The 22,709-nt window shown below is 72.7% G+C and carries 24 protein-coding genes; 11 read left to right on the top strand and 13 right to left on the bottom strand.

Translation table 11 applies throughout. The features are described from left to right. Positions 1–118 precede the first annotated feature (118 nt). Complete coding sequence (locus Q0L15_RS12830; RefSeq protein ID WP_296604835.1) at positions 119–877, top strand: DeoR/GlpR family DNA-binding transcription regulator; 759 nt, start codon at positions 119–121, stop codon at positions 875–877. 76 nt (positions 878–953) lie between these two features. Here Q0L15_RS12830 and Q0L15_RS12835 read toward each other — a convergent pair whose 3' ends face one another. Continuing rightward, positions 954–1,877: a serine/threonine-protein kinase gene (locus Q0L15_RS12835; protein ID WP_296604836.1), complete on the bottom strand. Its 924-nt coding sequence runs from the start codon at positions 1,875–1,877 to the stop codon at positions 954–956. A gap of 177 nt (positions 1,878–2,054) precedes the next feature. Here Q0L15_RS12835 and rpsF point away from each other — a divergent pair, with 177 nt between their 5' ends. From rpsF to rplI, 4 genes are all read left to right on the top strand, one after another. Further along, on the top strand, positions 2,055–2,345 hold the full coding sequence (gene rpsF / locus Q0L15_RS12840) for a 30S ribosomal protein S6 (protein ID WP_296604837.1): 291 nt from the start codon (positions 2,055–2,057) through the stop codon (positions 2,343–2,345). A gap of 142 nt (positions 2,346–2,487) precedes the next feature. Then, complete coding sequence (locus tag Q0L15_RS12845) at positions 2,488–3,045, top strand: single-stranded DNA-binding protein (RefSeq protein ID WP_296604838.1); 558 nt, start codon at positions 2,488–2,490, stop codon at positions 3,043–3,045. An 80-nt stretch (positions 3,046–3,125) separates the two neighbouring features. Then, positions 3,126–3,362, top strand: a complete 237-nt coding sequence (rpsR, locus tag Q0L15_RS12850) for a 30S ribosomal protein S18 (protein WP_011758085.1) — start codon at positions 3,126–3,128, stop codon at positions 3,360–3,362. Between the two features lie 14 nt (positions 3,363–3,376). Further along, on the top strand, positions 3,377–3,823 hold the full coding sequence (gene rplI, locus Q0L15_RS12855; RefSeq protein ID WP_296604839.1) for a 50S ribosomal protein L9: 447 nt from the start codon (positions 3,377–3,379) through the stop codon (positions 3,821–3,823). Positions 3,824–3,981: 158 nt separating this feature from the next. On the opposite strand, the gene Q0L15_RS12860 is transcribed toward rplI, so the two are convergent. The 3 genes from Q0L15_RS12860 to Q0L15_RS12870 form a co-directional block, all read right to left on the bottom strand. Then, entirely contained in the window at positions 3,982–5,175 is a 1,194-nt protein-coding gene (locus Q0L15_RS12860) for a hypothetical protein (protein WP_296604840.1), read from the bottom strand. 72 nt (positions 5,176–5,247) lie between these two features. Next, positions 5,248–5,796, bottom strand: coding sequence for a hypothetical protein (locus Q0L15_RS12865; protein WP_296604841.1), 549 nt, complete (start codon positions 5,794–5,796; stop codon positions 5,248–5,250). Positions 5,797–5,805: 9 nt separating this feature from the next. Then, the gene (locus Q0L15_RS12870) at positions 5,806–7,149 is read right to left on the bottom strand and encodes an MATE family efflux transporter (RefSeq protein WP_296604842.1); all 1,344 of its coding nucleotides are present in this window, start codon (positions 7,147–7,149) and stop codon (positions 5,806–5,808) included. 510 nt (positions 7,150–7,659) lie between these two features. Between Q0L15_RS12870 and dnaB the strand changes: the two genes are divergently transcribed. After that, entirely contained in the window at positions 7,660–9,078 is a 1,419-nt protein-coding gene (gene dnaB / locus Q0L15_RS12875; protein WP_296604843.1) for a replicative DNA helicase, read from the top strand. A gap of 4 nt (positions 9,079–9,082) precedes the next feature. Then, positions 9,083–9,970 (top strand): hypothetical protein, encoded by an 888-nt coding sequence (locus tag Q0L15_RS12880; RefSeq protein ID WP_296604844.1) that lies wholly within the window; start codon positions 9,083–9,085, stop codon positions 9,968–9,970. 16 nt (positions 9,971–9,986) lie between these two features. On the opposite strand, the gene Q0L15_RS12885 is transcribed toward Q0L15_RS12880, so the two are convergent. Then, complete coding sequence (locus tag Q0L15_RS12885) at positions 9,987–10,643, bottom strand: haloacid dehalogenase-like hydrolase (RefSeq protein ID WP_296604845.1); 657 nt, start codon at positions 10,641–10,643, stop codon at positions 9,987–9,989. Next, on the bottom strand, positions 10,640–11,377 hold the full coding sequence (locus Q0L15_RS12890; protein WP_296604846.1) for a GntR family transcriptional regulator: 738 nt from the start codon (positions 11,375–11,377) through the stop codon (positions 10,640–10,642). Before Q0L15_RS12890 ends, Q0L15_RS12885 begins: the two co-directional genes overlap by 4 nt. A gap of 178 nt (positions 11,378–11,555) precedes the next feature. Between Q0L15_RS12890 and Q0L15_RS12895 the strand changes: the two genes are divergently transcribed. From Q0L15_RS12895 to Q0L15_RS12910, 4 genes are read left to right on the top strand one after another with little or no spacing between them, the layout of a single operon-like run. Beyond that, entirely contained in the window at positions 11,556–13,118 is a 1,563-nt protein-coding gene (locus Q0L15_RS12895; RefSeq protein WP_296604847.1) for an amino acid permease, read from the top strand. Beyond that, the gene (locus Q0L15_RS12900) at positions 13,115–14,527 is read left to right on the top strand and encodes an FGGY family carbohydrate kinase (RefSeq protein ID WP_296604848.1); all 1,413 of its coding nucleotides are present in this window, start codon (positions 13,115–13,117) and stop codon (positions 14,525–14,527) included. The genes Q0L15_RS12895 and Q0L15_RS12900 overlap by 4 nt, the downstream gene beginning before the upstream one ends. Positions 14,528–14,555: 28 nt before the next feature. Next, positions 14,556–16,091 carry an NAD(P)/FAD-dependent oxidoreductase gene (locus tag Q0L15_RS12905; protein WP_296604849.1) on the top strand — a complete coding sequence of 512 codons (1,536 nt, stop codon included), beginning with the start codon at positions 14,556–14,558 and terminating at the stop codon, positions 16,089–16,091. After that, complete coding sequence (locus tag Q0L15_RS12910; RefSeq protein ID WP_296604850.1) at positions 16,091–17,365, top strand: FAD-dependent oxidoreductase; 1,275 nt, start codon at positions 16,091–16,093, stop codon at positions 17,363–17,365. Before Q0L15_RS12905 ends, Q0L15_RS12910 begins: the two co-directional genes overlap by 1 nt. A 36-nt stretch (positions 17,366–17,401) precedes the next feature. Here the strand turns inward: Q0L15_RS12910 and Q0L15_RS12915 are convergent, their stop codons facing one another. The 7 genes from Q0L15_RS12915 to Q0L15_RS12945 form a co-directional block, all read right to left on the bottom strand. After that, complete coding sequence (locus Q0L15_RS12915; RefSeq protein ID WP_296604851.1) at positions 17,402–17,689, bottom strand: hypothetical protein; 288 nt, start codon at positions 17,687–17,689, stop codon at positions 17,402–17,404. A gap of 140 nt (positions 17,690–17,829) precedes the next feature. Then, positions 17,830–18,414 carry a GNAT family protein gene (locus tag Q0L15_RS12920; protein ID WP_296604852.1) on the bottom strand — a complete coding sequence of 195 codons (585 nt, stop codon included), beginning with the start codon at positions 18,412–18,414 and terminating at the stop codon, positions 17,830–17,832. A gap of 49 nt (positions 18,415–18,463) precedes the next feature. Next, positions 18,464–19,285: a family 16 glycosylhydrolase gene (locus tag Q0L15_RS12925; RefSeq protein ID WP_296604853.1), complete on the bottom strand. Its 822-nt coding sequence runs from the start codon at positions 19,283–19,285 to the stop codon at positions 18,464–18,466. Between the two features lie 98 nt (positions 19,286–19,383). After that, positions 19,384–19,629 (bottom strand): hypothetical protein, encoded by a 246-nt coding sequence (locus tag Q0L15_RS12930; protein ID WP_296604854.1) that lies wholly within the window; start codon positions 19,627–19,629, stop codon positions 19,384–19,386. A gap of 49 nt (positions 19,630–19,678) precedes the next feature. Then, positions 19,679–19,981, bottom strand: coding sequence for a cupin domain-containing protein (locus Q0L15_RS12935; RefSeq protein WP_296604855.1), 303 nt, complete (start codon positions 19,979–19,981; stop codon positions 19,679–19,681). Beyond that, positions 19,978–21,414 (bottom strand): FAD-dependent oxidoreductase, encoded by a 1,437-nt coding sequence (locus tag Q0L15_RS12940; protein WP_296604856.1) that lies wholly within the window; start codon positions 21,412–21,414, stop codon positions 19,978–19,980. The genes Q0L15_RS12935 and Q0L15_RS12940 overlap by 4 nt, the downstream gene beginning before the upstream one ends. After that, complete coding sequence (locus Q0L15_RS12945) at positions 21,401–22,708, bottom strand: aspartate aminotransferase family protein (RefSeq protein ID WP_296604857.1); 1,308 nt, start codon at positions 22,706–22,708, stop codon at positions 21,401–21,403. The genes Q0L15_RS12940 and Q0L15_RS12945 overlap by 14 nt, the downstream gene beginning before the upstream one ends. Position 22,709 lies beyond the last annotated feature (1 nt).

Below are 22,709 nucleotides of genomic sequence, written 5' to 3' on the forward strand. Positions count from 1 at the left end.
GTGCCGGAACGGTAGGGGCCGGCGATCAGGATCATCAGAGGAGCGGTCATGACCCGACACTAACGTGCAGAAACATGCAAAAACAAGAAGGTTCGTGCAGGGGTCTAGGGTGTTCGCCGTGCTCGCCGCCCAACGCAAGGACCTGATCCTCTCGACCCTGCGCTCCGAGGGCCGGGTCGTCGCGAAGGACCTGGCCGCCGAGCTCGAGCTGTCCGAGGACACGATCCGCCGCGACCTGCGCGAGCTGGCCGCCGACGGCCTGCTGCACCGCGTGCACGGCGGCGCGCTCCCGGCCTCGCCCGCGGTCGCCGACTTCGCCGTCCGCACCACGATCGGCACCGGCGCCAAGGCACAGGTCGCCGCCGCGGCCGCCGCGCTGGTGCGGCCGGGGCAGACCGTCGCGATCGACGGGGGCACGACGGCGCGCGAGCTCGCCCGGCTCCTGCCGCTCGACCTGCGCGCGACGATCGTCACCCACAGCCCGACGATCGCTGTCGAGCTCGCGTCCCACCCCGGCGTCGAGGTGATCATCGTGGGCGGGCGGCTGTTCAAGCACTCGGTCGTGGCGTACGGCGCGATCGCCCACGAGGCGATCGGGCGGATCAGCGCAGACCTGTTCTTCCTGGGCGTGACCGGCATCCACCCGGTGGCCGGCCTGACCACCGGGGACGCCGAGGAGGCCGCGATCAAGCGGGCCTGGGCCGAGCGCTCCGCCGAGACCTACGTGCTCGGCAGCGGGGAGAAGATCGGCGCGGCCTCGGCGTTCGAGGTGCTGCCGCTCGCGGCGGTGACGGCGGTGCTCACCGATGCCGCCGCACCGGAGCGCGGGGTCGCCGAGCTGCGCGCTGTCGGCGTCGACGTCCGGGTGGCGGCGTGACCACGGCCCCGCTGGTGCTGCTCGCGATCGCCGCGATCCTGTTCGCGATCGGTCTCGTCTCGCTGTGGCGCGCGCGTCAGGACAGCAACAGGTAGGTCGCGGCCGCGCACAGCAGGATCGTCGCGACGAAGCACGCGATCGCGACGTCGAGCCACCGGCTCGAGGCCGCGGGCAGCGGTGGCAGCCGGTCGGGCACGAACGGCCACGGCCGGTCCTGGGTCGAGGCCGGCACCTCGATGCGGCGCAGCCGCTCCAGCGCCTGCGCCGCGGTCGGCGGCCGCAGCGCCGGGTCGGTGCTGGTCATCGCCTCGAGCAGCGGACGGAGCGTGCCCTCGGGCGGGGGTGCGCCGCGGCGCCCGGTGAGCAGCTCCGCGCCGAGCACGCCGACGGCGTACACGTCCTGGCGGGGGTCGGGAGGAGCGCCCGCGGCCTGCTCGGGGGCCATGTAGCCGTCGGTGCCGACCCCGCCGGGCACCCGGGTCAGCCGCACGTCCTCGACCGGCACGGCCACCCCGAAGTCGCCCAGCCGCACGAACGGGCGACCTCGACCGGTCGGCTCGAGCAGCAGGTTGGCCGGCTTGACGTCGCGGTGCACGACGCCGGCCGCGTGCACCGCTGCCAAGGCCTGGAGCGTCTGGTCGAGCAGGAGCACGACGTACGACGCGGGCAGCGGGCCGTGCTCGGCCAGGAGCTGGTCGACGGACCCGCCGCGGACCAGGTCCATCGCGAACACCACCCGGTGGTCCTCGGCGGCCCAGCCGGTCGGCGCGACCACGTGGGGGTGGGCGATGCGCACCGACAGCTCACGCACGAACCGCAGCAGCGTGGTGCTGTCGTGGGCGCCGAGCACCTTGGCCGCGACCACCTCGCCGGTGCGCAGGTCGCGGGCCCGCCACACCGAGCCCATCGCCCCCGCGCCGACCTGGTCGAGCAGCACGTAGCGGCCGGCGACGGCGCCGGCGGGTGCGGGCCCGGCCGAGCCGGGCGGCGTACGTGTCATCGGATGCGGTCTACCCCGGTCGGGCAGCATTTATGGCTCGTCGTCCACCGCTGCTAGCCTGGGGCGTTCTCTGTGCACGCCCACCGACGGGCCCCTGGCGGAGAATGCAACACCAACGCAAGCCCTCCTGCCACGGAGAGTCCGTGGCCGCCTAGTCCAGAGGAGGTGGAGACCGCTATGCGTGCCTACGAAGTCATGGTCATCCTCGAGCCCAGCCTCGAAGAGCGGACCATCGAGCCGTCGCTCGACAAGTACCTGAACGTCATCCGCAAGGATGGCGGCACCGTCGAGTCCGTCGACGTGTGGGGCCGGCGTCGCCTGGCCTACGAGGTCAAGAAGAACGCCGAGGGCATCTACGCCGTCATCTCGCTCAACGCCGAGCCGGCCACGGTCAAGGAGTTCGACCGTCAGCTCACCCTCAACGAGTCCGTCCTCCGCACGAAGGTCATGCGTCCCGACGCTCACTGACCCGGGAACGGACCGGTCCACCCGACCGGTCCTGTGGACGGCCACTTCCCCCTGTCGGCGCGTGCCGCGACGATGGGCCCACGTGGTCGGACGCACCCGACCGGACTGACTCCGATCAGAACCAACGCTTAGGGAGACCCGCATGGCAGGCGAGACCGTCATCACCGTGGTCGGCAACCTCGTCGACGACCCGGAGCTGCGCTTCACCCCCTCGGGGGCGGCCGTGGCCAACTTCCGGATCGCGTCGACGCCGCGCACCTTCGACCGCCAGACCAACGAGTGGAAGGACGGCGAAGCGCTGTTCCTCTCCTGCTCGGTGTGGCGGCAGGCCGCGGAGAACGTCGCCGAGTCGCTCCAGCGCGGCATGCGCGTGATCGTGCAGGGTCGCCTCAAGCAGCGCTCCTACGAGACCCGCGAGGGCGAGAAGCGCACGGTCGTCGAGCTCGAGGTCGACGAGGTCGGCCCCGCGCTGGCGTTCGCGACCGCGAAGGTCACCCGCGCCTCGCGCTCGGGCGGCGGCGGCGGCTACTCCGGCGGCGGCGGTGGCGGGCAGTCCCGTCCCCAGTCGGCGCCGGGCAACGACCCGTGGGCCACTCCGGCTCCGCAGGGTGGCGGCGCTCCGGCCGGCGGCGGCCAGTCCGCTCCGGCCAACGACCCCTGGGGCGCCCCCGGGGTCGGCTCCGACGAGCCGCCGTTCTGATCAACCCATCCCGAACACCCTCAACCATTCCGGCACTCAACCCAGTCATGGGGCCGGGCTTCTAGAAAGGAAGCACCACAATGGCCAAGGCAGTGATTCGCAAGCCCAAGAAGAAGGTTTGCCAGTTCTGCAAGGAGAAGGCGACCGGTGTCGACTACAAGGACACCGCGCTCCTCCGCAAGTTCATCTCCGACCGCGGCAAGATCCGCGCCCGTCGGGTGACCGGCAACTGCGTCCAGCACCAGCGCGACGTGGCCATCGCGGTCAAGAACGCCCGCGAGGTCGCCCTGCTGCCCTACACCTCCACCGGTCGCTGAGAGGAGCCGAGGACATGAAGCTCATCCTGACCCAGGAAGTCACCGGTCTCGGTGCCCCCGGCGACGTCGTCGAGGTGAAGGACGGCTACGGCCGCAACTACCTCGTCCCCCGTGGCCTGGCCATGCGCTGGACCCGCGGTGGCGAGAAGACCGTCGAGTCGATCAAGGCGGCCCGTGCCTCGCGCGCGGTGCGCGACCACGACCACGCGGAGCAGATCAAGACCAAGCTCGAGGCCCAGCCGGTCGCCGTCAAGGTGCGCTCCGGTGCGGGCGGCCGCCTCTTCGGCGCCGTCACGGTCACCGAGATCGCCGGCGCCCTCGCCGACGCCTCGGGCGAGCAGGTCGACAAGCGCACGATCGTGGTCAAGAACCCGATCAAGTCGCTCGGCTCCCACGAGGTCTCGGTCAAGCTGCACGACGAGGTGTCCGCCGTGGTGGCCCTCAACGTGATCCCGGCCTGACCCACATCTCGGCAGCGCTGAACCCACGCTGAACCACGGCTGAGCCAGCGCAGCGGCAACGTTCCACACGACAGGGCCCGCGCCTCCTTCGGGAGGCGCGGGCCCTGTCTGTTGGTTCGTGTGCTGCTGGGGGGCGGAGGTACGGCGACCCGCGCGGGTCAGCGCGCCATCACGGCATCGATGCGCACCGGCTTGTTCTTCGAGGCCACCCGGATCTGCAGCGGCCCGGCGACCAGGCCGGAGAGCTCCTCGCGCACCTGGTAGATCTTCATCCCCTGGGCGTCGGGGGACGCGAGGTTCACGGTGGTCCAGGCGCCGCGGCCGACACGGACCTGCACCTTGCCGAGGCCCGGTCCCGCCGGCGCCAGCAGGCGGATCGCCTTGATGTTGCGGACCGGGAAGCTCACGGTCGCGCCGTACGCCTTCGCCTGGAGGTACTCACCGGCGAACGCGCGCGGGCTTCGCACCGCACGCCAGTCGCCGGTCGAGGAGCGCGCCACGTCGGCGAGCGTGAGGTTGCGCGGCACGAAGAACTGCTGCTCGAACGGGCTCGGGTCCACGTTGCCCGCGGGGTCGACCGCCGCAGCGGTGAAGCGCTGGAGCCCGGGTGAGAGCGCCCGCAGGGTCGTGATCCCGTCGTTGCAGGCGACCGGCCGGTCGTTGAGCCGGCACTGGTAGGTGGCCGTCCCGTCCGACCTCCCCTCGCTGCTCTGCAGCCGCACCTGGACGAGGGGGCTCGTCACCATCGGAGCCGCCGAGTCGTCCTCGTCGTAGTAGTCGGTGCGCAGCACCCCGAAGGTGTTGGGCGCGGTCACGTCGGCGCGGAAGACCAGCTCGGCCGGCGAGGCGTCGTAGTCGGGCAGATCGGTGCCCGCGGCGAAGATCGGGTCCGTGGTGATGTCGTGCGCGTTGTCGGCGGTGTCCACCGCGCGGACGCGGAACGTGTACGCCGTGCCGGTGTTCTGGTCCAGCTTGTCGGCGACGAACGGCGACGTGCAGTCCTTCCAGGTCGTCGGCGCCGCCGGGGTGTTGAAGAACTGGCACTGGAAGCCGATCGGGTCGGCGTCGGCGTCGGTGTGCTTGCCGGTGAACGCGATCGTGACGCTCGTCGAGCGCACCCACCCGTCGCTCACCCCCGGCTGGACCGCGCCGAGGGTCGTCGTCGGCGCGACCGTGTCGTCGCACGCGGGACCGATCGGGATCGTGCCGAGCAGCGGGTCCTTGGGCTGCACCTCGCTCAGGCAGGCGTCGGCGGCGTCCGCCGGGGCGACGGGGGCGACCAGCGGCAGCCCGGCCGCGGCGAGGACGGCGGCCAGCGCGACGGTGGCGCGACGGGTCGAGATGTGACGCATGGATCCCTCCGGTTTCTCCCTCTGCTGCCTCCCCAACGCCCGCGACTGCGGCGGGCTACGACCGCAGGCGCCTCAGGGCGCAGCGGTCTGGTCCACCTCGGTCGCGGCCCACGGTCGGGCCGAGTAGCGGAACATCAGCACGATCACCAGCAGCAGGACAAGACCCGAGCCCACGATCATCAGCTCGACCAGCGAGTCCACGCCCGCGCCCAGCGCGACCACCGGCAGTACGGCGGCGAGGCCGGTGAGCACCGCGGCGGTGTGCAACCAGCGCGCCGCTCCGGGGTCGGGGGCGGGACCGGTGCTCGCGGCCCGCGACAGGGCGAGGCAGAGCACTCCGACGAAGCCGAGCTGCGGCAGGTCCGCTGCCCAGAGCAGCGACTCGTCGGCGCGCTCGAGGCCGTCGCGCAGCGAGGGGAACCACAGCACGACGCTCGTCACGAGCGCGAGGAGGCCGAGCGTGCGCAGCGCGGGTCGGTGGGGGAGAGCCGTCGGCAGCGCGCCCAGGCCCTGCAGCACCAGCAGCCACCCGATCGGGTCGGGCAGCAGGTCGTACCCGTTGACCCAGGCCCTGAGCGCGATGATCACCAACCCCATCGCGATCGACTGGAGCGGCTTCACCGCGCCACCCTAGCCAGTGATCTCCGCGCCGGTGACCAGCCAGGCATCCCCGCGTGCCCGGTGCACGAGCACGACCAGGCGGGCGCCCATGAAGACCGCGGTGAACGCGACCCAGATCGCGACCAGCCCAGCCGTTGCCACCGCGCACGCGAGCGCCAGGGGCGCGTAGGCCACGAGCGTGACCAGGCCCGCCCGAGCCAGGTAGCGGCCGTCCCCGGCCCCGATGAGGACACCGTCGAGCACGAACACCACCCCGGCCACCGGCTGCCCGAGCGCGGCGACGACCAGCACCGGGACCAGCCGGTCTCGGACGTCACCGTCGCCGGTGAACAGCCCACCGAGGACGGGGCTCGTCGCGGCGAGCAGCAGCCCGGTCACCACACCGCTGAGCACTCCCCACCGGACCATCCGGACGGTGGTCTCGCGGGCCCCCTGCACGTCCCCTGCGCCGAGCGCTCGTCCGGTGAGGGCCTGCGCGGCGATCGCGACCGCGTCGAGCACGAAGGCCAGGAACGTCCACAGCGTCATCGCCAGCTGGTGGGTGGCGAGGTCGACCTCCTGCGCGCGGGCCCCGGACGCGCCGAGCGTGACGGCGTACGTCGTCAGCAGCAGCGCGGCCCGCAGCGTGAGCGTCCGGACGACCAGCGGGAGGCCGGCGCGGCCGGCGGACCGGATGCCGGGCAGGTCGGGGCGCAGCGGCGCCCCGTGCGCACGGGCCGAGCGGACGACCACGACCAGGAACGCGGCCGCGCTGGCGGCCTGGGCGAGCACGGAGCCGAGCGCCGAGCCGGCGATGCCGAGCCCGACCGGATAGACGAGCACGAGGTTGAGGACGACGTTGAGCAGGTTGCCGCCGACGGCCACGACGAGTGGTGTGCGCGTGTCCTGGAGGCCGCGGAGGATCCCGGTCGCGGCGAGCATCAGCAGCAGCGGCGTGGTGCCGAGGAAGGCCAGGCGGAGGTACGTCGCCGCTGGGTCGGCCACGTCCTCGGAGGCCCCGAACAGGCGGACCAGTGGCTCGGTCAGCGCGACGCCGAGCACCGTGACGAGCACGCCGATCGCCGCGGCGAGCCACAACCCGTCGATCCCCTGCGCCAGGGCTCCGCGGAGGTCCCCCGCGCCCAGGCGCCGGGCGACGCCGGCGGTGGTGCCGTAGGCGAGGAAGACGCACAGCCCGACGGCGGTCTGGAGCACCGCCCCGGCGATCCCGAGCCCGGCCAGGGACGCGGTCCCGAGGTGGCCCACGATGGCGGCGTCGGCCAGCAGGAACAGCGGCTCGGCGACCAGTGCCAGGAACGCCGGCACCGCCAGCCGGAGGATCTCCCGGTCGGAGGCTCGACGTGCGTGGCGCATCACGTCGCCGACCTAGTCACTGTAAGTGTCACATCGCCTGCCTGACCCTGACGGGACTAGTTCTCAACATCTGTGGATGAGTTCTGGAAAACCCACCAGGAGCGCTATGTCGACAAAGCGCTCGGGTGAACGGGGGGTGACCTGGCCGTGTCGCGGAATTCCTGGGCAAGTATTTCTCATCCACAGCTGTGGAGCGCGATCCTCCCAGGTCAACCGGCCGATCCGCACTTTTCGGACGGCTCTGTCCACAGGTCATCCCCAGCCCGCCCCACACCCCTGCGCGTGTCGTCCACGGGCCGGGCCGAGTTGTCCACAGAGCCTGTGGATAACGGGCTAACCACCCGGGCGCCCGGGCGCCTACGGTCACTCCCGGGGCAGGCGGTCGAGGCCCTCCCGGGAGCGGTCCGGGAGCGGTCGGGGAGGGCTGTCGGTCCGCACGTCTAGCGTCGTGATCCACGCCAGCTGGGTCGACATGGGAACGATCAGGACGACAGCGATCAGGGGGACAGGGTGAGCGTCACCGAGCAGGGCTCGCGAGGGCTGCCGGAGCCGCCGATCGACGACTGGGGCGACGGCCCGGCGCCGTACGCGCCCGGGGAGCGGCCGAGCTCGCCGGGTGACCGCACGCCGCCACAGGACATGGCGGCCGAGCAGTCGGTGCTCGGCTCGATGCTGATCTCCAAGGACGCGATCGCCGACGTCACCGAGGTCCTTCGCGGCACCGACTTCTACCGCCCCTCCCACGAGACGGTCTACGACGCGATCATCGACCTCTACGGCCGGGGCGAGCCCGTCGACATGGTCACCGTCGCCGCCGAGCTGCAGCGCCGCGGCGAGCTGCAGCGCATCGGTGGCGCGTCGTACCTCCACACCCTCTCGGCCAACGTGCCGATCGCCGCCAACGCCGGCTACTACGCCGAGATCGTGCGCGAGAAGGCGATCCTGCGCCGGCTGGTCGACGCGGGCACCAGGATCGTGCAGATCGGCTACGCCGGCGAGGGCCAGGTCGACGACATCGTCGACGAGGCCCAGGCCGAGGTCTACAAGGTCACTGACAAGCGGGCAGCCGAGGACTACGCGCCGCTGAGCGACATCATGGACGGGGTGCTCGACGAGATCGAGGCGATCTCCAACCGCGAGGCGGGGATCTACGGGGTGCCGACCGGGTTCGCCGACTTCGACGACCTGACGAACGGCTTCCACGGCGGGCAGATGATCATCGTCGCGGCGCGCCCGGCCATGGGCAAGTCGACGCTTGCGCTCGACTTCTGCCGTGCCGCCTCGATCCACAACAACCTGGCCAGCGTGTTCTTCAGCCTGGAGATGACGCGCTCGGAGATCACCATGCGGCTGCTCTCGGCCGAGGCGAAGGTGCCGCTCAACCACATCCGCAACGGCAACATGACCGACGACGACTGGGCCAAGCTGGCGCGCAAGATGGGCGAGGTGTCCTCGGCGCCGATGTTCATCGACGACTCCCCGAACATGACGATGATGGAGATCCGGGCCAAGGCGCGGCGCCTGCGGCAGCGCCACGACCTGCGGCTGATCGTCATCGACTACCTGCAGCTGATGACCTCGGGCAAGAAGGTCGAGTCCCGCCAGCTCGAGGTCTCGGAGTTCTCCCGCCAGATCAAGCTGCTCGCCAAGGAGCTCGAGGTCCCGGTCATCGCGCTCTCCCAGCTCAACCGTGGTCCCGAGCAGCGCTCCGACAAGCGCCCGATGGTCAGCGACCTGCGTGAGTCCGGCTCGATCGAGCAGGACGCCGACATGGTCGTGCTCCTGCACCGCGACGACGTCTACGAGAAGGAGTCGACCCGTCCCGGCGAGGCCGACCTGATCGTCGCCAAGCACCGCAACGGCCCCACCCGCGACATCACGGTGGCCTTCCAGGGCCACTACTCCCGCTTCGTCGACATGGCCCACTGACGCGATGTCGGACTCGGACGACGCGGCCGCGACGGCGCGGCGCCTGTGGCGGCTCCTCGAGCCGATCCACGCGGTCACGTACTTCTCGCCCGAGCCGTTGGCAGCCTTGAGGGCCGCGGGCTACCGGGGCTTCTGGATGGGCTACTTCGCCGGCCGGGCCGCTCCGCTGGGTCGCGCGTCGGCCGAGCTGACCCACGCCGTCTTCTACAACTTCGCGTCCGAGCACGTACGCCGCGCGATCCCGGACGCCTGGGACCTCGCCGCGCCGGAGGCGGCGCTCGCTGCCCGCCTGGACGGATCCGTCGCAGCGCTGCGACGCCACCTCGGAACCGGTCCGGCCGGAGTCGACCCCGTCGTGGAGCGGGCCGCCGAGGTCGCGACCCGCGCCGCCGCGGCCGCGCCGCTCGAGGGCCGGCCCCTGTTCGCCGCCAACAGAGCGCTGCCGGTGCCGGCCGAGCCGCTCGCGCGCCTGTGGCACGCGGCGACCCTGCTGCGCGAGCACCGCGGCGACGGCCACGTGGCCGCCCTCGTCGCCGCCGGGATCGGGGGTCGTGAGTCGCACGTCCTCCACGCGCTGGCCACCGGTACGCCCGCCGACGTCTACGCCCTGGCTCGGCGACTCGGGCCGGAGGAGTGGGCCGCCATCCGAGCCGACTTCGCGGCGCGCGGCCTGGTGGGGGATGCCGGCCACCTGTCCGCGGCCGGGCGTGAGCTCAAGGAGCGTGTCGAGGCGCAGACCGACCGGGCGGCGGCCACGGCGTACGCCGGCCTGGACGAGGCGGAGGTCGAGCAGCTCGCGGGCGACCTGCGCCCGATCGCCGCGGCGGTCGTGGCGGCCGGGGAGATCCCGGCCCGGTCCCCGATGGGACTCGACCTCGACGAGATCGGCTGACCGGCGGCGTCGACGCTCAGCCGATCGCCCGGACCTTGCCCGGCCAGGCCTTGCGGGCCCGCTCGAGGAGCCGGGGTGCGGGAGCGACGAGCACCACCTGCTCGACCTCCGCGAGCGTCGGTCTGTCGGCCCAGGAGTCGGTGTACATCACCGTCCAGGGCCGAGGGGCCCCGGCGGCACGGAGGGCGTCGAGCTTGCGGGCGCCGTAGTTGTGGGGATGCATCCGGACCCCGCCCGGGGCCCGGGTGAGCGCGGAGGCGAGGAGCCGGGCGCGGCCGAGCCCGACCTCGTCGAGGAGGGTGCGGGCCAGCGTGTGCTCGGTGGCGGTGAGCACGACGACGTCGTCGCCCGCGGCGAGATGGTCCCGGGCCGCGTCGAGCCCAGCCGCTCGGAGCCACCGCGGGGTGCGGGCGAACTCCCGGCCCAGCCGGCGCGCCTCGTCACGGGCCCCGTCGAGGTCCGAGCCGAGGAGGGCGACGCGGACGAGGTAGCGCGACACCGGCCCGCGCCACTGCGGGCGGTAGCCGGTCAGCGCCATCAACGGCAGCGCCGGCAGCGCCAGGGCCAGCCGCCACGGCGCGCGGGTCAGGCGTCGGGACACGAGCGTCGCGAAGGTGTCGCGCGAGGTGAGCACGCCGTCGAGGTCGAACAGGACGGTCGCGGGACCGCTCACCGGGCCACCGAGGCCGAGACCTCGAAGGCCGCCCGGTCGGCGCGGTAGACGTCCCGGGCGAACTCCACGCACCGGTCGTCCTGGTCGAAGGTGCGCCGCGTCAGCAGGATGCCGCTGGACGCCGCCCGCACCGCCAGCCGGTCGCAGGACTCCTCGTCGAGCACGATCGACTCGATCACCGCCACCGACCGGGTCATCTCGATGCCGTACCGCTCCCGCAGCAGTCCCCACAACGAGCCCTCGGCCTCGACGTCGAGGATGCCGGGGGTGAGTGCCGAGGGGAAGTACGTCGTCTCGATCGCCAGCGGCTCGCCCTCCATCAGCCGCAGTCGGCGGAAGGCGTGCACGGTGTCGTCGTCGGCGAGCCCCAGGGCGGTGCGCGCCCGGGTGGCGCCGTTGCCTGCGCCGGCGAGGGCCTTGGCCCACAGCAGCTGCGCAGATGCCTGCCGCCCCAGGCGGTCGGCCTCCGCGGAGAAGCTGCCGATCTGGAACCGCACCCGCGGCTCGGCCACGAAGGTGCCCCGCGGTGGTCGTCGGTAGACGTGCCCCTCGCTCTCCAGCAGCATCAGCGCCTGGCGGGCGGTCATCCGGCTCACCTCGAACTGCTCGCTGAGCTCGCGCTCGGACGGCATCAGCGTGTGCGGGGCCAGGTGCTCGTCGAGGATCCGCTCGCGCAGCTCGGCGGCGATGCCGACGTAGCGAGGGGAGCGGGAGCTCTGACGCGGTGCAGCCACGATGGTGAGCCTACGCCCACAGCCCGCTTGGTCTATACCAAGTGGGTCGACTCCGCCTCGTCCCGGAACGAGTTCGTGAGAACCCATTGACAACCGGGGATCGCGGGTCGATCTTGGTACGGACCACACGGTATAGACCATACCGACCGGACTACGATGACCGACGAACGGAGGAGCCGTGACCGCTCCGCACAGTGATCGAGCCCCCGGCCAGGCAGGCCAGGGGCCGAGCGGCCTGGCCGCTGAGCTCACCGAGAACTACCGGACGGACAAGCTGGCACGTGAGCTCGGCTGGTACGCCTCCTTCTCCGTGGCGTTCGGCTTCGTCTCGATCGCCACCGGCATCTTCACGACGTACGGCGCGGTCCTGAACAGCTCCGGCCCCCGAGGCATCTGGGCCTGGCCGATCGCCGTCGCCGGCCAGCTGGCGGTCGCGCTGATCTTCGGCGCCCTCGCCGCCCGCATCCCGATCAGCGGCTACGCCTACCAGTGGGTCTCGCGGATCGCGAACCCGATCGCCGGCTGGGTGATGGGCTGGATCTCCTTCACGTTCCTGGCCGTGGTCGTGGTCGCGGTGGACTACACGATCGCCGCGACGATCCTGCCCGAGCTGCTCGACTACAGCTACACGCTCGAGAACGCCTGGGCCATCACGGCGGTCGTCGTCCTCGTGCAGGCGATCCTCGTCGCCTGGTCGACGCGGACCACCAACAAGGTCAACCAGGTCGCCGTGACCATCCAGATCATCGGCATGATCAGCCTGACCGTGCTGCTGTTCGTCGTCGGTGCGGTCACCGGTGCGCTCGACTTCGGGACCCTCTTCGAGTCCAAGCCGGTCGCCTCCGAGGGCTACTGGGACTTCGGTGACCTCAACCACGCCGGCCCGTTCCCGCTGGCCTTCCTGCTCGGCGCCTTCACGATCGTCGGCTTCGAGTCCGCCGCCAACCTCGCCGAGGAGACCAAGGACCCGGCCCGGGTGATCCCCAAGGCGATGGCGCACGCCGTCCTCTCGCTCGGCGTCCTCGGCATGCTGTTCCTCATCGCGGTCACCGCGCTCGCCGGCGACACCGCCGAGCTGGCGCAGTCGGCCACCCCGATCGCCACCGTGATCACCGACGTCCTGGGCTCCGTGGTCGGCAACATCCTGCTGATCCTGGTCGTGATCTCGATCTTCTCCTGCGGCCTGGTGATCACCCTGAGCGGCACCCGGCTGGTCTGGGCGATGTCGCGCGACGAGCGCTTCCCCGGCTGGCAGGCGCTGCACAAGATCAGCCACTCCCGCGGTACCCCGCTGAGCGCGTCGGTGTTCATGCTGGTCGTCGCCCAGGCGGTGCTGGCGATCTTCGCCACCTCCAGCGACGCCCTCTTCTCGCTGTTCTCCGCAGGCACCCTGCTGCCGGCCCTGATCTACGCCGGCACCGTGCTCATGTACGTCGTCAAGCGCCGCGCCCTCCCGCCGAGCCAGGGCTTCTCGCTGGGCAAGTGGGAGATCCCGGTCATCGTGTTCGCCTCGGTGTGGCTGGTCTACGAGCTGCTGATCTTCCGCGACGAGTCGTTCTCCGAGCCGATCCGCTACGCGCTGGTGATGTTCGCCCTCGGCGCGGTCTACCTCACCTACCTGCTGATCCGCCACGGCCGCGCCGGCCTGACCATGCCCGACCTGGTCGACGTCGACAAGATCCTCGACTCCGACGTCGAGGCGATCGAGGAGTTCGAGGAGACCGAGGAGGAGCGGCGGTGACCACCGTCCTCACCATCGACCAGGGCACCTCCGGCACCAAGGCCCTCGTCGTCGCCGGCGACGGTCAGGTGCTGGGGCTGGCCGAGCGGACCGTCCGTCCGCGCTACCTGCCCGGCGGCGGGGTGGAGCAGGACCCGCAGGCGCTGCTCGACTCCGTCCTCGAGGCGGGACGCGCGGCGGTCGCGGCGGCCGGAGCACCCGTCGACGTGGTCACGCTCTCCAACCAGGGCGAGACCGTGCTGGCCTGGGACCCGGACACCGGGCGCCCGCTCTCGGACCTCGTCGTCTGGCAGGACCGCCGGGCCGAGGCGCTGTGCCAGGAGCTGACCGAGCACGAGGACACGTTCGCCCAGCGCACCGGGCTGGTGCTCGACCCGTACTTCACGGCACCCAAGCTCGCGTGGCTGCGTCGCAACGTCACCCGCGAGGGCGTCGTGACGACCTCCGACACCTGGCTGGTGCACCACCTCACCGGCGAGTTCGTCACCGACGCCGCCACCGCCAGCAGGTCGCTGGTGACCGACCTCGACACGACCGGCTGGGATCGCGAGCTGCTCGGCATCTTCGGCCTCGGCGAGGAGCGCCTTCCCACGATCGTCCCGTGTGACGTCGAGGTCGGCACCACCACCGCCTTCGGGGGGAGCATCCCGGTCGGCGGGCTGGTCGTCGACCAGCAGGCGGCCCTCGTCGCCGAGGGCTGCCTGGAGCCGGGTGAGGCCAAGTGCACGTTCGGCACCGGCGCGTTCCTGCTGGCGAACACCGGCACCAGCGCGGCGCGCTCGAGCGCCGGACTCGCGGCCTGTGTCGCATGGCAGGTCGGCGGCGAGACGACGTACTGCATCGACGGCCAGGTCTACACCGCCGCCTCGGCCGTGCGGTGGATGGAGCAGCTGGGCTACATCCAGACCGCCGCCGACATGGACAAGGTCGCAGCCGCCGACGCCGAGGGCGTGCTCGCGGTGCCCGCCCTGGCCGGGCTCGGCGCCCCGTGGTGGCGGCCCGACGCGAAGGCGAGCGTCAGCGGCATGACCCTCTCGACCACCGTGGGTCACCTGGTCACCGCGATCCTGCAGGGCATCGCCGCGCAGGTCGCCGAGCTCGGCACCGCCGTGGAGCGCGACCTCGGCCGCCCCCTGACCCGGCTGCGGGTCGACGGCGGACTCACCCAGTGCCGCACGCTGATGCAGGCGGTCGCCGACCTGATGCAGATCGAGATCGAGCTCTACCCGTCCCCGCACGCCACGCCGCTCGGCGCTGCCGCGCTGGCCCGGGTCGCCCACGAGCCGGGACTCGGCCTCGCCGACGCCGTCGTGCCCTGGGAGCCGAGCCTCGTCTACTCGCCCCGCTGGTCGGCCGACCGGGCCGCGGAGTTCCGCGCCCGGTGGAACGCCGCCGCGGCCACCGCCTGATCATCCCTCTCGGAATCGAGGACCCACCATGACCACCGCACCATCGGCCGGCACCCCGTCGGCCGGATCCCCGTCGGTCGCCGCCCCGTCGGCCGACGCCCGCCCGGCCGGCGCCTCCCCCGTGGGCGCCGGCCGGCCCGGGGCCGACCAGCCCTTCGACGTGGTGGTGGTCGGGGCGGGCATCGTGGGATCCGCGATCGCCCGCACCCTGGCGGGCTACGAGCTCTCGGTCGCGCTGCTCGACGCCCGCGACGACGTCGGCGAGGGCACCAGCAAGGCCAACACCGCGATCCTCCACACCGGCTTCGACGCCAAGCCCGGCACGCTGGAGTCCCGGCTGGTGCACGAGGGCTACCACCTGCTCGGCGACTACGCCGCCGCGACCGGGATCCCCGTCGAGAGGGTGGGAGCGATCCTGGTCGCGTGGGACACCGAGCAGGTGGGCAACCTGCCCGGCCTGCAGGAGAAGGCGATCGCCAACGGCTACCTCGAGACCGAGATCGTGGGCGCCCGCGAGGTCTACCGCCAGCTGCCGCACATCGGACCCGGGGCGCTCGGCGGGCTGACGGTCCCGGGTGAGTCGATCATCTGCACCTGGACCACCAACTTCGCCCTGGCGACCGACGCCGTACGGCGCGGCGCGGCGTTGCTGCTGGGTCGGCGCTGCACGGGCGCGAGCGTCGAGGACGACGTCACGGTCCTCCACACCTCGGCAGGCGACGTGCGGACCCGCTGGGTGGTCAACGCCGCCGGGCTCGGCTCCGACCTCATCGACCAGCACTTCGGGTTCGACCGCTTCCACGTCACCCCTCGCCGTGGCGAGCTCCTGGTGTTCGACAAGCAGGCGCGCCCCCTGGTCGACAAGATCGTGCTGCCGGTGCCCAGCGCCGTCGGCAAGGGCGTGCTGATCAGCCCCACGGTCTACGGCAACGTCATGCTCGGCCCCACCGCCGAGGACCTCACCGACCGCACCGACACCGGCACGTCCGAGGGCGGCCTGGAGTTCCTGCTCGAGAAGGGCAAGCGGCTGATGCCGCGGCTGCTCGAGGAGGAGGTCACCGCGACGTACGCCGGCCTGCGCGCGGCCACCGAGTTCTCCGACTACGTCGTGGAGGTCGACGCCCAGCAGCGCTACCTGCTCGCCGGCGGGATCCGCTCGACCGGGTTGAGCTCGGGCATGGCGCTCGCCGAGCACGTGCGCGAGCTGCTCGCCGACACCGGCGCCCTCGAGCTCGTCCCCCGCGAGGACCTGCCCGATCCGCCTCGGATGCCGAACATCGGCGAGGCGTCGCTGCGCCCCTACCAGGACGCCGCCCGGATCGCCGCCGACCCGGCGTACGGCCGGATCGTGTGCTTCTGCGAGCGGGTGACCGCGGGCGAGATCCGCGACGCGTTCGCCGGCACCATCCCGCCCAGCACGATGGAGGGCCTCCGCCGCCGGACCCGAGCCCAGAACGGCCGGTGCCAGGGCTTCTACTGCGGCGCCGAGGTCGCCGAGCTCTTCGAGACCCGAGCCGCCTCCGTCCCCGCCGGCGCACCCCTCGCAGAAGGGCAGGACCAGTGATGACCGACGTCACCACCCCCGACGCGCACACCCGGGTCGTCGAGCCGGAGGTCGTCGTCATCGGCGCCGGTCCGGCCGGCCTGCGCGCCGCCACCGAGCTCGCGCGCGCCGGCACCCGGGACGTCCTCGTCCTCGAGCGGGAGCGCGAGGCGGGCGGCATCCCCCGCCACAGCGACCACCCCGGCTACGGCATGCGCGACCTCGGCCGGTTCGTCACCGGGCCGACGTACGCGCGGATGCTGCGCGACAAGGCCACCGACGCCGGAGCCACGATCCTCACCGAGGCCATGGCCACCGACTGGGCCGGCCCCACGTCACTGATGGTCACCTCCCCGGAGGGCCGGCTGCGGGTCGCCGCCCGGGCGGTCGTGCTGGCCTCGGGGGCCCGGGAGCGGCCTCGGGCGGCCCGAGCGATCCCGGGCGACCGCGCCCAGGGCGTCCTCACCACCGGCACGCTGCAGAACATCGTCCACCTCAAGCACGGCACCGTCGGCAAGCGGGCGGTCGTCGTCGGGGCCGAGCTGGTCAGCTGGTCCGCGGTGCTGACGCTGCGCCATGCCGGGTGCCGCACCGCGTTGATGACGACGACCCATCCGCACGCGGAGTCGTACTGGCTCTTCCACCGGCCGGGCCGGATCGTCCTCAAGACCCCTGTCGCCACCCGGACCCGGGTCACCCGCATCATGGGCCGGCCCCGGGTGGAGGCCGTCGAGATCGAGGACCTCGACACCGGGCAGCGGCGCACGGTCGAGTGCGACACCGTGATCCTCACCGGCGACTGGATCCCCGACAACGAGCTCGCCCGCGCGGCCGGCATCACGCTCGACCCGAGCAGCCGCGGCCCGCTCGTCGACACCGCGCTGCGCACCGACCGGCCCGGGATCTTCGCGGCCGGCAACGTGCTGCACCCGGTCGACACCGCCGACATCGCCGCCCTGGACGGGGCGGCGGTCGCCGAGCACGTCCGCGGCTACCTCGAGGGGCGCCAGCCCCCGTCCGCCGGCGCGCGGCTCGAGGTCGAGGCGCCGCTGCGGTGGGTCGCGCCCGGCATCCTCCGGCCAGGGGACCCGGCGCCACCGCGCCGCCGCCTGCTGCTCTGGACCGAGGAGTACGTCGCCGTGCCCAAGGTCGTCCTCGAGCAGGACGGCCGGGTCGTCGCACGCAAGCGGGTCATGTGGCCGGCCGCGCCGGGTCGCGTCTTCCGCGTGCCGGCGGACGTCCTCGACTCCGTCGATCCCCGAGGGGGGACCGTCACCATCCGGCTCGAGCGCTGAGGGCGCAGCGTTTCGCGAGACCCGTCGATGCGTGGGCTACGCGGGCGACTCCGGCTCCTTCAGCGTCGCGCGGTAGGCCTTGCCGATCTGCTGGGTCTCCTCCTGGCTGGCCCACGCGACGATCGTGACCAGCGTCGAGGCGATCGCGAGCAGCGGCAGGATGGTCGGGACGTCCACGTCGCTCATGACGGCGACGACGACCCACCCACCCACGAGCGTGAGCGCCACGGCGCTCGCGCCGTAGGCGATCGTGGAGTGGATCAGCATCAGTATCCGGCGCAGGTCCTCCGTGGTCGCCAGCACGGTCCGCTGCTCGTCGGGCATCCGCATCCCCTCCGTCGAGGACCGGCGGGCCCGGTCCCACGCCCACACGGTCCCAGCGCCGGGCCCCGGACGTCCAGCGGAGCTCGACGAGATCCACGTGATGCGGCTCGAGGGGAACGGGCTCGCCGAGCTGGCGCTGGTCACGGGCTGACGGTCCGTGCCCGCCACTCCTCGGCGAGCAGCGCATAGGCGTACCCGTCGAGCCAGGCCCCGGACCGGTGCAGCGAGTCGCGCACGTTGTGGGCCTCGCGTCGCATCCCGACGCGTTCCATGAGCCGCCACGAGGCGGTGTTCTCGGCGAAGCACAGCGCCGTCACCCGGCGCAGGCCGAGGTCCTCGAAGCAGATCCGCAGCAGCTCGCGCACGGCCTCGGTCGCATAGCCCCGCCCGGCGTGGGCGGGGTCGATCGTCCAGCCGAGCTCGGCCTGGACGCCGGCGGCCCGCTCCGCGATCTCACCTTGGGCCCAGGCGTCCTCGACGCGCAGCATCAGGTCGCCGACGACGTCCGCGCCACGCTCGACCACCAGGGTGCTGGCCAGCCGTGGCGGGTCGAGGAACTGGGCGGCGTACGCCTCGCGGTCGGCGCTCAGCCACGTCACCCACTCGCAGACCTCGGGGAGCCGGCGGAACGCCCACGTGGCGTCGAGGTCGTCGGGGGTGGCCGGCCGGATGCTCAACCGCTCGGTGCGCGCCGGCCAGGCCACGGCGCTCAGGTCCTGCGTCACGCCCCGATTGTGCCGCGAGCCCGCACCCGGCCGCTCGCCGTTCCTGCGCTCAGCAGCCCCCGCGGTAGGTGCCCAGGGTGGGCGCGGGCGCCTTGGTGGATTTGGTGTTGGGCTTGCGCAGGCTCCAGTAGCGCAGCCAGTCCATCTGCATCCGGCTCTGGTTCATCCGCTTGCCGTCGACGCCCTGCATCGTGAACCGCACCGCGAACGGCACGCCGGTCAGGGCGTCCTTGCGGCGCTCGGTGCTGATGACGTGCGCGTCGACGAACCACGAGATGCGGCGCGGGGTGACCTCCACGGCGAACGTGTGCCACTGGTCGTTCTTGAGACCGAGGCCCTTGCGGGCGAAGTAGCGGTTGTCCGGGCGGCTGCGGATGTAGTGGCTGACCATCGTCTTGTTGGGCGTGTAGGCCTCGAGCGCGATGTTCTTGGCGCCGCAGTACTCCGGGCGCTTGCCGGCCGGGACCAGCTCGGTCATCACCCGGTAGTTCTTGCCGCCGTGGCCGTACTGGCGCGAGCGGAGCCGGATCTCCCACCGACCGGTCGTGTGGCCCTGGGTGATCTGGGTGGCGCTGACGGTGCCGCGCTTGGCGGTGTTGAGGGTGAGCATCCCGTGCTGGTTCTTCACGACGCCGGGGCCCTTGACCTTCCACTGCGAGCGCTTGAGCGGGCCGACGAACCGGTAGTCCACCGGCGCCTTGCCCCAGCCGTAGGTGTTGCCGGCGTGCACCGGGCCGGGTACGCCGGCGTGGTGGGCGTCGGCCGGGGAGACGGCCGGTCCCAGGGTGAGTGCGAGGGTCGCGGCGAGGCCTGCGGCGGCGCCGGACAGGAGTCGGCGGGAGAGTCGGTGCGGGGCGGTGCTCGTGCTCATGGTCCAGCAACGTATGTCGACCCACCGGCGAGATGCCAACTCGCGGCGGCCGTCGCGGGACTGGTGGGACCGGTGACTCGTCGCGTGACAGGTGTCGTCTACTGGTCGGGGGCCTGGTCGGGGCGCGGGGCCTCGAAGTCGGACGGCTCGTCCTCGACCATGTAGTTGGGGTCGGCGTCGATCGCCTCCACCGTGCGCCGCAGCCAGTCCTCGTCGGTCGTCTCGATGTCGCGCTCGGCCAGCTGGTCGCGCAGGTAGCCGAGCAGGTCGGTGGTCGTGTGGGCGTCCTTGGCGACCGAGGTCGCGTCGACGGCAGCCTGGAGGTCTCGGTTGTAGCGGGCCATGGCGGCGCCGTACCCGAGCCGGGCCCGGGCCACGCGCAGTCGGATGCCGCTACAGGGCGACGTACACCTTGCGCAGCGGCTCGGTCACGGTCCACGTGGTGCGCTCACCGGCGCGCAGCCGGACGGCCGTGCCCGGGGCGAGGTCGACGACCTCACCGTCCTCGAAGGCGACGCTCCCGCGGCCGGCGAGCACGACGAACACCTCGTCGGTCTCGGTGTCGCGCTCGGTCCCGGGAGCCATCGACCAGAGGCCGACCTCGACGTCGGCGAGCGTGTCGAGCGGCAGGGTCCGCTCCGGGCCGAGCTCGACGGCCAGGACGTCCGAGGAGAGCAGGCGGCGGGTCGCGGTCACGAGTCGAACCCCAGGCCGACGGCGTCGAGCGTGCGCAGGAACAGGTTGCGCCGGCCCTGCCGGTGGTCGGCGCGGTCCAGCGACCATCGGGTCAGGTTGATGCCGGCGCTCGCGAGCGGCTCGGGCGGGAACGGCAGCGGCATCCTGCGCACCATCTCCAGCGCGGTCCGCTCGGTCTCGAGGCCGGCGAGCCGGTCGAGCATCACCTCGGCTGCGAAGCGGGTCGCCCCGACGCCGAGGCCGGTGAACCCGGCGGCGTACGCCACCCGGCCCCGCGCCGTGAGCCCGTGGAACGCGGTGAACCGGGTCGAGGTGTCGATGGCGCCGGCCCACCGGTGGGTGAAGGTGACGCCCTCGAGCTGGGGGAAGACGGTGAGGAAGTGGGCGGCCAGGCGCCGGAAGGTCTCGGGGCGATCCTCGTGGGCGGCGTCGACCCGGCGGTGGTAGATCGCGTCGTAGCCGCCCCACAGGATCCGGTTGTCGGCGGTCAGCCGGGAGTAGTGGAACTGGTTGGCCAGGTCGCCGAGGCCCTGCCGGTGGGACCATCCGATCGAGGCGAGCTGGGTGGCGCTCAGCGGCTCGGTCATCAGCACGTAGTCGTAGACCGGGACCGTCAGCAGCCGCGCGCGCCGCACCAGGGACGGGAAGACGTTGGTCGCCAGCGCGACCCGGTCGCTGGTCACCGAGCCGCTGCCGGTGCGGACGGTGACCGGCCCCGGCGAGCGGCTGTCGATGCCCGTGACCCGGGAGCCCTCGTGGATCTCCACGCCGAGCTCGGCGGCCACGCGCGCCAGCTCGCGCGCCAGGCGGGCGGGGTGCACGAGCGCGCAGTCGTCGCGGCTCCAGTCGCCGGCGAGGAACACCGGGCTGTCGATCTCGCGGCGTACGGCGGCGGCGTCGAGGTATCCCGGGCCGTCCTGCAGCCACGCGACCTGGTGCGGCTCGACGGCGACGCTCAGCATCCCGGTGCGCTCGAACTGCACGTCGAGGCCGAGGTCGCGCACGTCGGCCTCGAACGCGTCGAGGTTGGCCGCGCCGAGGCGCTCGAGCGCCTCGTACTCCTCGGGCCAGCGCGTGCGCCCGTTCTCCTCGCCGTGGGTCAGGCTGGCCTCGCAGAAGCCGCCGTTGCGGCCCGAGGCCGCCCACCCGACGGTGTTCGCCTCGAGCAGCACGACACGGGCGCCAGGGTCGCGGCGCTTCGCCAGCACCGCGGTCCACAGCCCGCAGTAGCCGCCGCCCACGACGGTGAGGTCGGCCGCGGTGCCGCCGGCCAGCGCGGGGTACGCCGTCGGCTCGCCCACGTCCTCCAGCCAGAAGACCGCGTGGCGCGAGGGCGCGAGTGCGGCGTCGACGGCCTCGGCCGCGGGCGCCTGCCGCTCGTAGACCGTGCTGTGGCTGGGCCCGGTCCTCGTGCCGGGCCTAGTTCCGGGCATGGACATCGCCGGCCTTCAGCGCGTCGTCCAGGATCGCCAGCCCCTCGCGAGCCTCCTCGTCGCTCATCGTGCACGGCGGCACGAGGTGGATCCGGTTGGTGTTGGAGAACGGCAGCATGCCGGCGGCCTTGCAGGCGCCGACGACCTCGCCGAGCGCGGCCGGCGGCAGCAGCTCCCGGGTGCCGCGGTCGGCGACGAGGTCGAGCGCCCAGAACGCGCCGACGCCGCGGACCTCGCCGACGCACGCGTGCCGCTGGGCGATCTCGGCGAGCCCGGGACCGAGGACCTCGCGGCCGAGCCGGTCGGCGTTCTCGACGATGCCCTCGTCGCGCATGGTGTGGATGGTCGCGACGGCGGCGGCGGTCGCCAGCGGGTGCCCGGAGTAGGTGAGGCCCCCCGGGTAGGGCTGGTGGGCGAACGTGTCGGCGATCGGGTCGCTGATGATCACCCCGCCGAGCGGGACGTAGCCGGAGTTCACGCCCTTGGCGAAGGTGATGAGGTCGGGGGCGACGTCGTACCGGTCCAGCGCGAGCCAGGTGCCGGCGCGGCCGAAGCCGGCCATCACCTCGTCGAGGATCATCACGATGCCGTGTCGGTCGCACAGCTCGCGCACCCCGGCGAGGTAGCCCGGCGGCGGCTCGAAGATGCCGGCGGTGCCGGGGATCGTCTCGAGCAGGATCGCGGCGATCGTGTGCGGGCCCTCGGCCTCGATCGTGCGGGAGAGGTGCTGCAGCGCCCGCTCGCACTCCTCCTCCTGTGTCGTCGCGTGGAACTCCGAGCGGTAGAGGAACGGGCCGAAGAAGTGCACGGTGCCGGCCGTCGCGGTGTCGTTGGCCCAGCGGCGGGGGTCGCCGGTCAGGTTGATCGCGGTCTGGGTGCCGCCGTGGTAGGAGCGGTACGCCGAGAGCACCTTGAACCGGCCGGTGTGCAGCCGCGCCATCCGCACGGCGTGCTCGTTGGCGTCGGCGCCGCCGTTGGTGAAGAACACCTTCTCGAACCCGTCGGGGGCGATCTCCGCGATCAGCGCAGCCGCCTGCGAGCGCTGCTCGTTGGCGTGCTGCGGGGCGATCGTGCAGAGCCGGTCGGCCTGCTCCTTGATCGCCGCGACCACCCGTGGGTGCTGGTGACCGATGTTGGTGAAGACCAGCTGGGAGGAGAAGTCCAGGTAGCGGCGGTCGCCGTCGTCCCAGACGTAGGACCCGCGCGCGGCCGTGATCACCATCGGGGTGATCTCGGCCTGGGCGGACCAGGAGTGGAAGACGTGCTTGCGGTCCAGCTCGTACGCCGTGCTCATC

Source organism: Nocardioides sp. (genome assembly GCF_024509035.1).
In the GTDB taxonomy this organism is placed as follows: domain Bacteria; phylum Actinomycetota; class Actinomycetes; order Propionibacteriales; family Nocardioidaceae; genus Nocardioides.

What these genes read in the sequence shown, in the direction of transcription:
- Q0L15_RS12835 (WP_296604836.1), bottom strand. Translation starts at nt 1,877, where the DNA reads ATGACACGTACGCCGCCCGGCTCGGCCGGGCCCGCACCCGCCGGCGCC.
- rpsF (WP_296604837.1), top strand. Translation starts at nt 2,055, where the DNA reads ATGCGTGCCTACGAAGTCATGGTCATCCTCGAGCCCAGCCTCGAAGAG.
- Q0L15_RS12845 (WP_296604838.1), top strand. Translation starts at nt 2,488, where the DNA reads ATGGCAGGCGAGACCGTCATCACCGTGGTCGGCAACCTCGTCGACGAC.
- rpsR (WP_011758085.1), top strand. Translation starts at nt 3,126, where the DNA reads ATGGCCAAGGCAGTGATTCGCAAGCCCAAGAAGAAGGTTTGCCAGTTC.
- rplI (WP_296604839.1), top strand. Translation starts at nt 3,377, where the DNA reads ATGAAGCTCATCCTGACCCAGGAAGTCACCGGTCTCGGTGCCCCCGGC.
- Q0L15_RS12860 (WP_296604840.1), bottom strand. Translation starts at nt 5,175, where the DNA reads ATGCGTCACATCTCGACCCGTCGCGCCACCGTCGCGCTGGCCGCCGTC.
- Q0L15_RS12870 (WP_296604842.1), bottom strand. Translation starts at nt 7,149, where the DNA reads ATGCGCCACGCACGTCGAGCCTCCGACCGGGAGATCCTCCGGCTGGCG.
- Q0L15_RS12880 (WP_296604844.1), top strand. Translation starts at nt 9,083, where the DNA reads ATGTCGGACTCGGACGACGCGGCCGCGACGGCGCGGCGCCTGTGGCGG.
- Q0L15_RS12905 (WP_296604849.1), top strand. Translation starts at nt 14,556, where the DNA reads ATGACCACCGCACCATCGGCCGGCACCCCGTCGGCCGGATCCCCGTCG.
- Q0L15_RS12910 (WP_296604850.1), top strand. Translation starts at nt 16,091, where the DNA reads ATGACCGACGTCACCACCCCCGACGCGCACACCCGGGTCGTCGAGCCG.
- Q0L15_RS12915 (WP_296604851.1), bottom strand. Translation starts at nt 17,689, where the DNA reads ATGCCCGACGAGCAGCGGACCGTGCTGGCGACCACGGAGGACCTGCGC.
- Q0L15_RS12925 (WP_296604853.1), bottom strand. Translation starts at nt 19,285, where the DNA reads ATGAGCACGAGCACCGCCCCGCACCGACTCTCCCGCCGACTCCTGTCC.
- Q0L15_RS12930 (WP_296604854.1), bottom strand. Translation starts at nt 19,629, where the DNA reads ATGGCCCGCTACAACCGAGACCTCCAGGCTGCCGTCGACGCGACCTCG.
- Q0L15_RS12940 (WP_296604856.1), bottom strand. Translation starts at nt 21,414, where the DNA reads ATGCCCGGAACTAGGCCCGGCACGAGGACCGGGCCCAGCCACAGCACG.
- Q0L15_RS12945 (WP_296604857.1), bottom strand. Translation starts at nt 22,708, where the DNA reads ATGAGCACGGCGTACGAGCTGGACCGCAAGCACGTCTTCCACTCCTGG.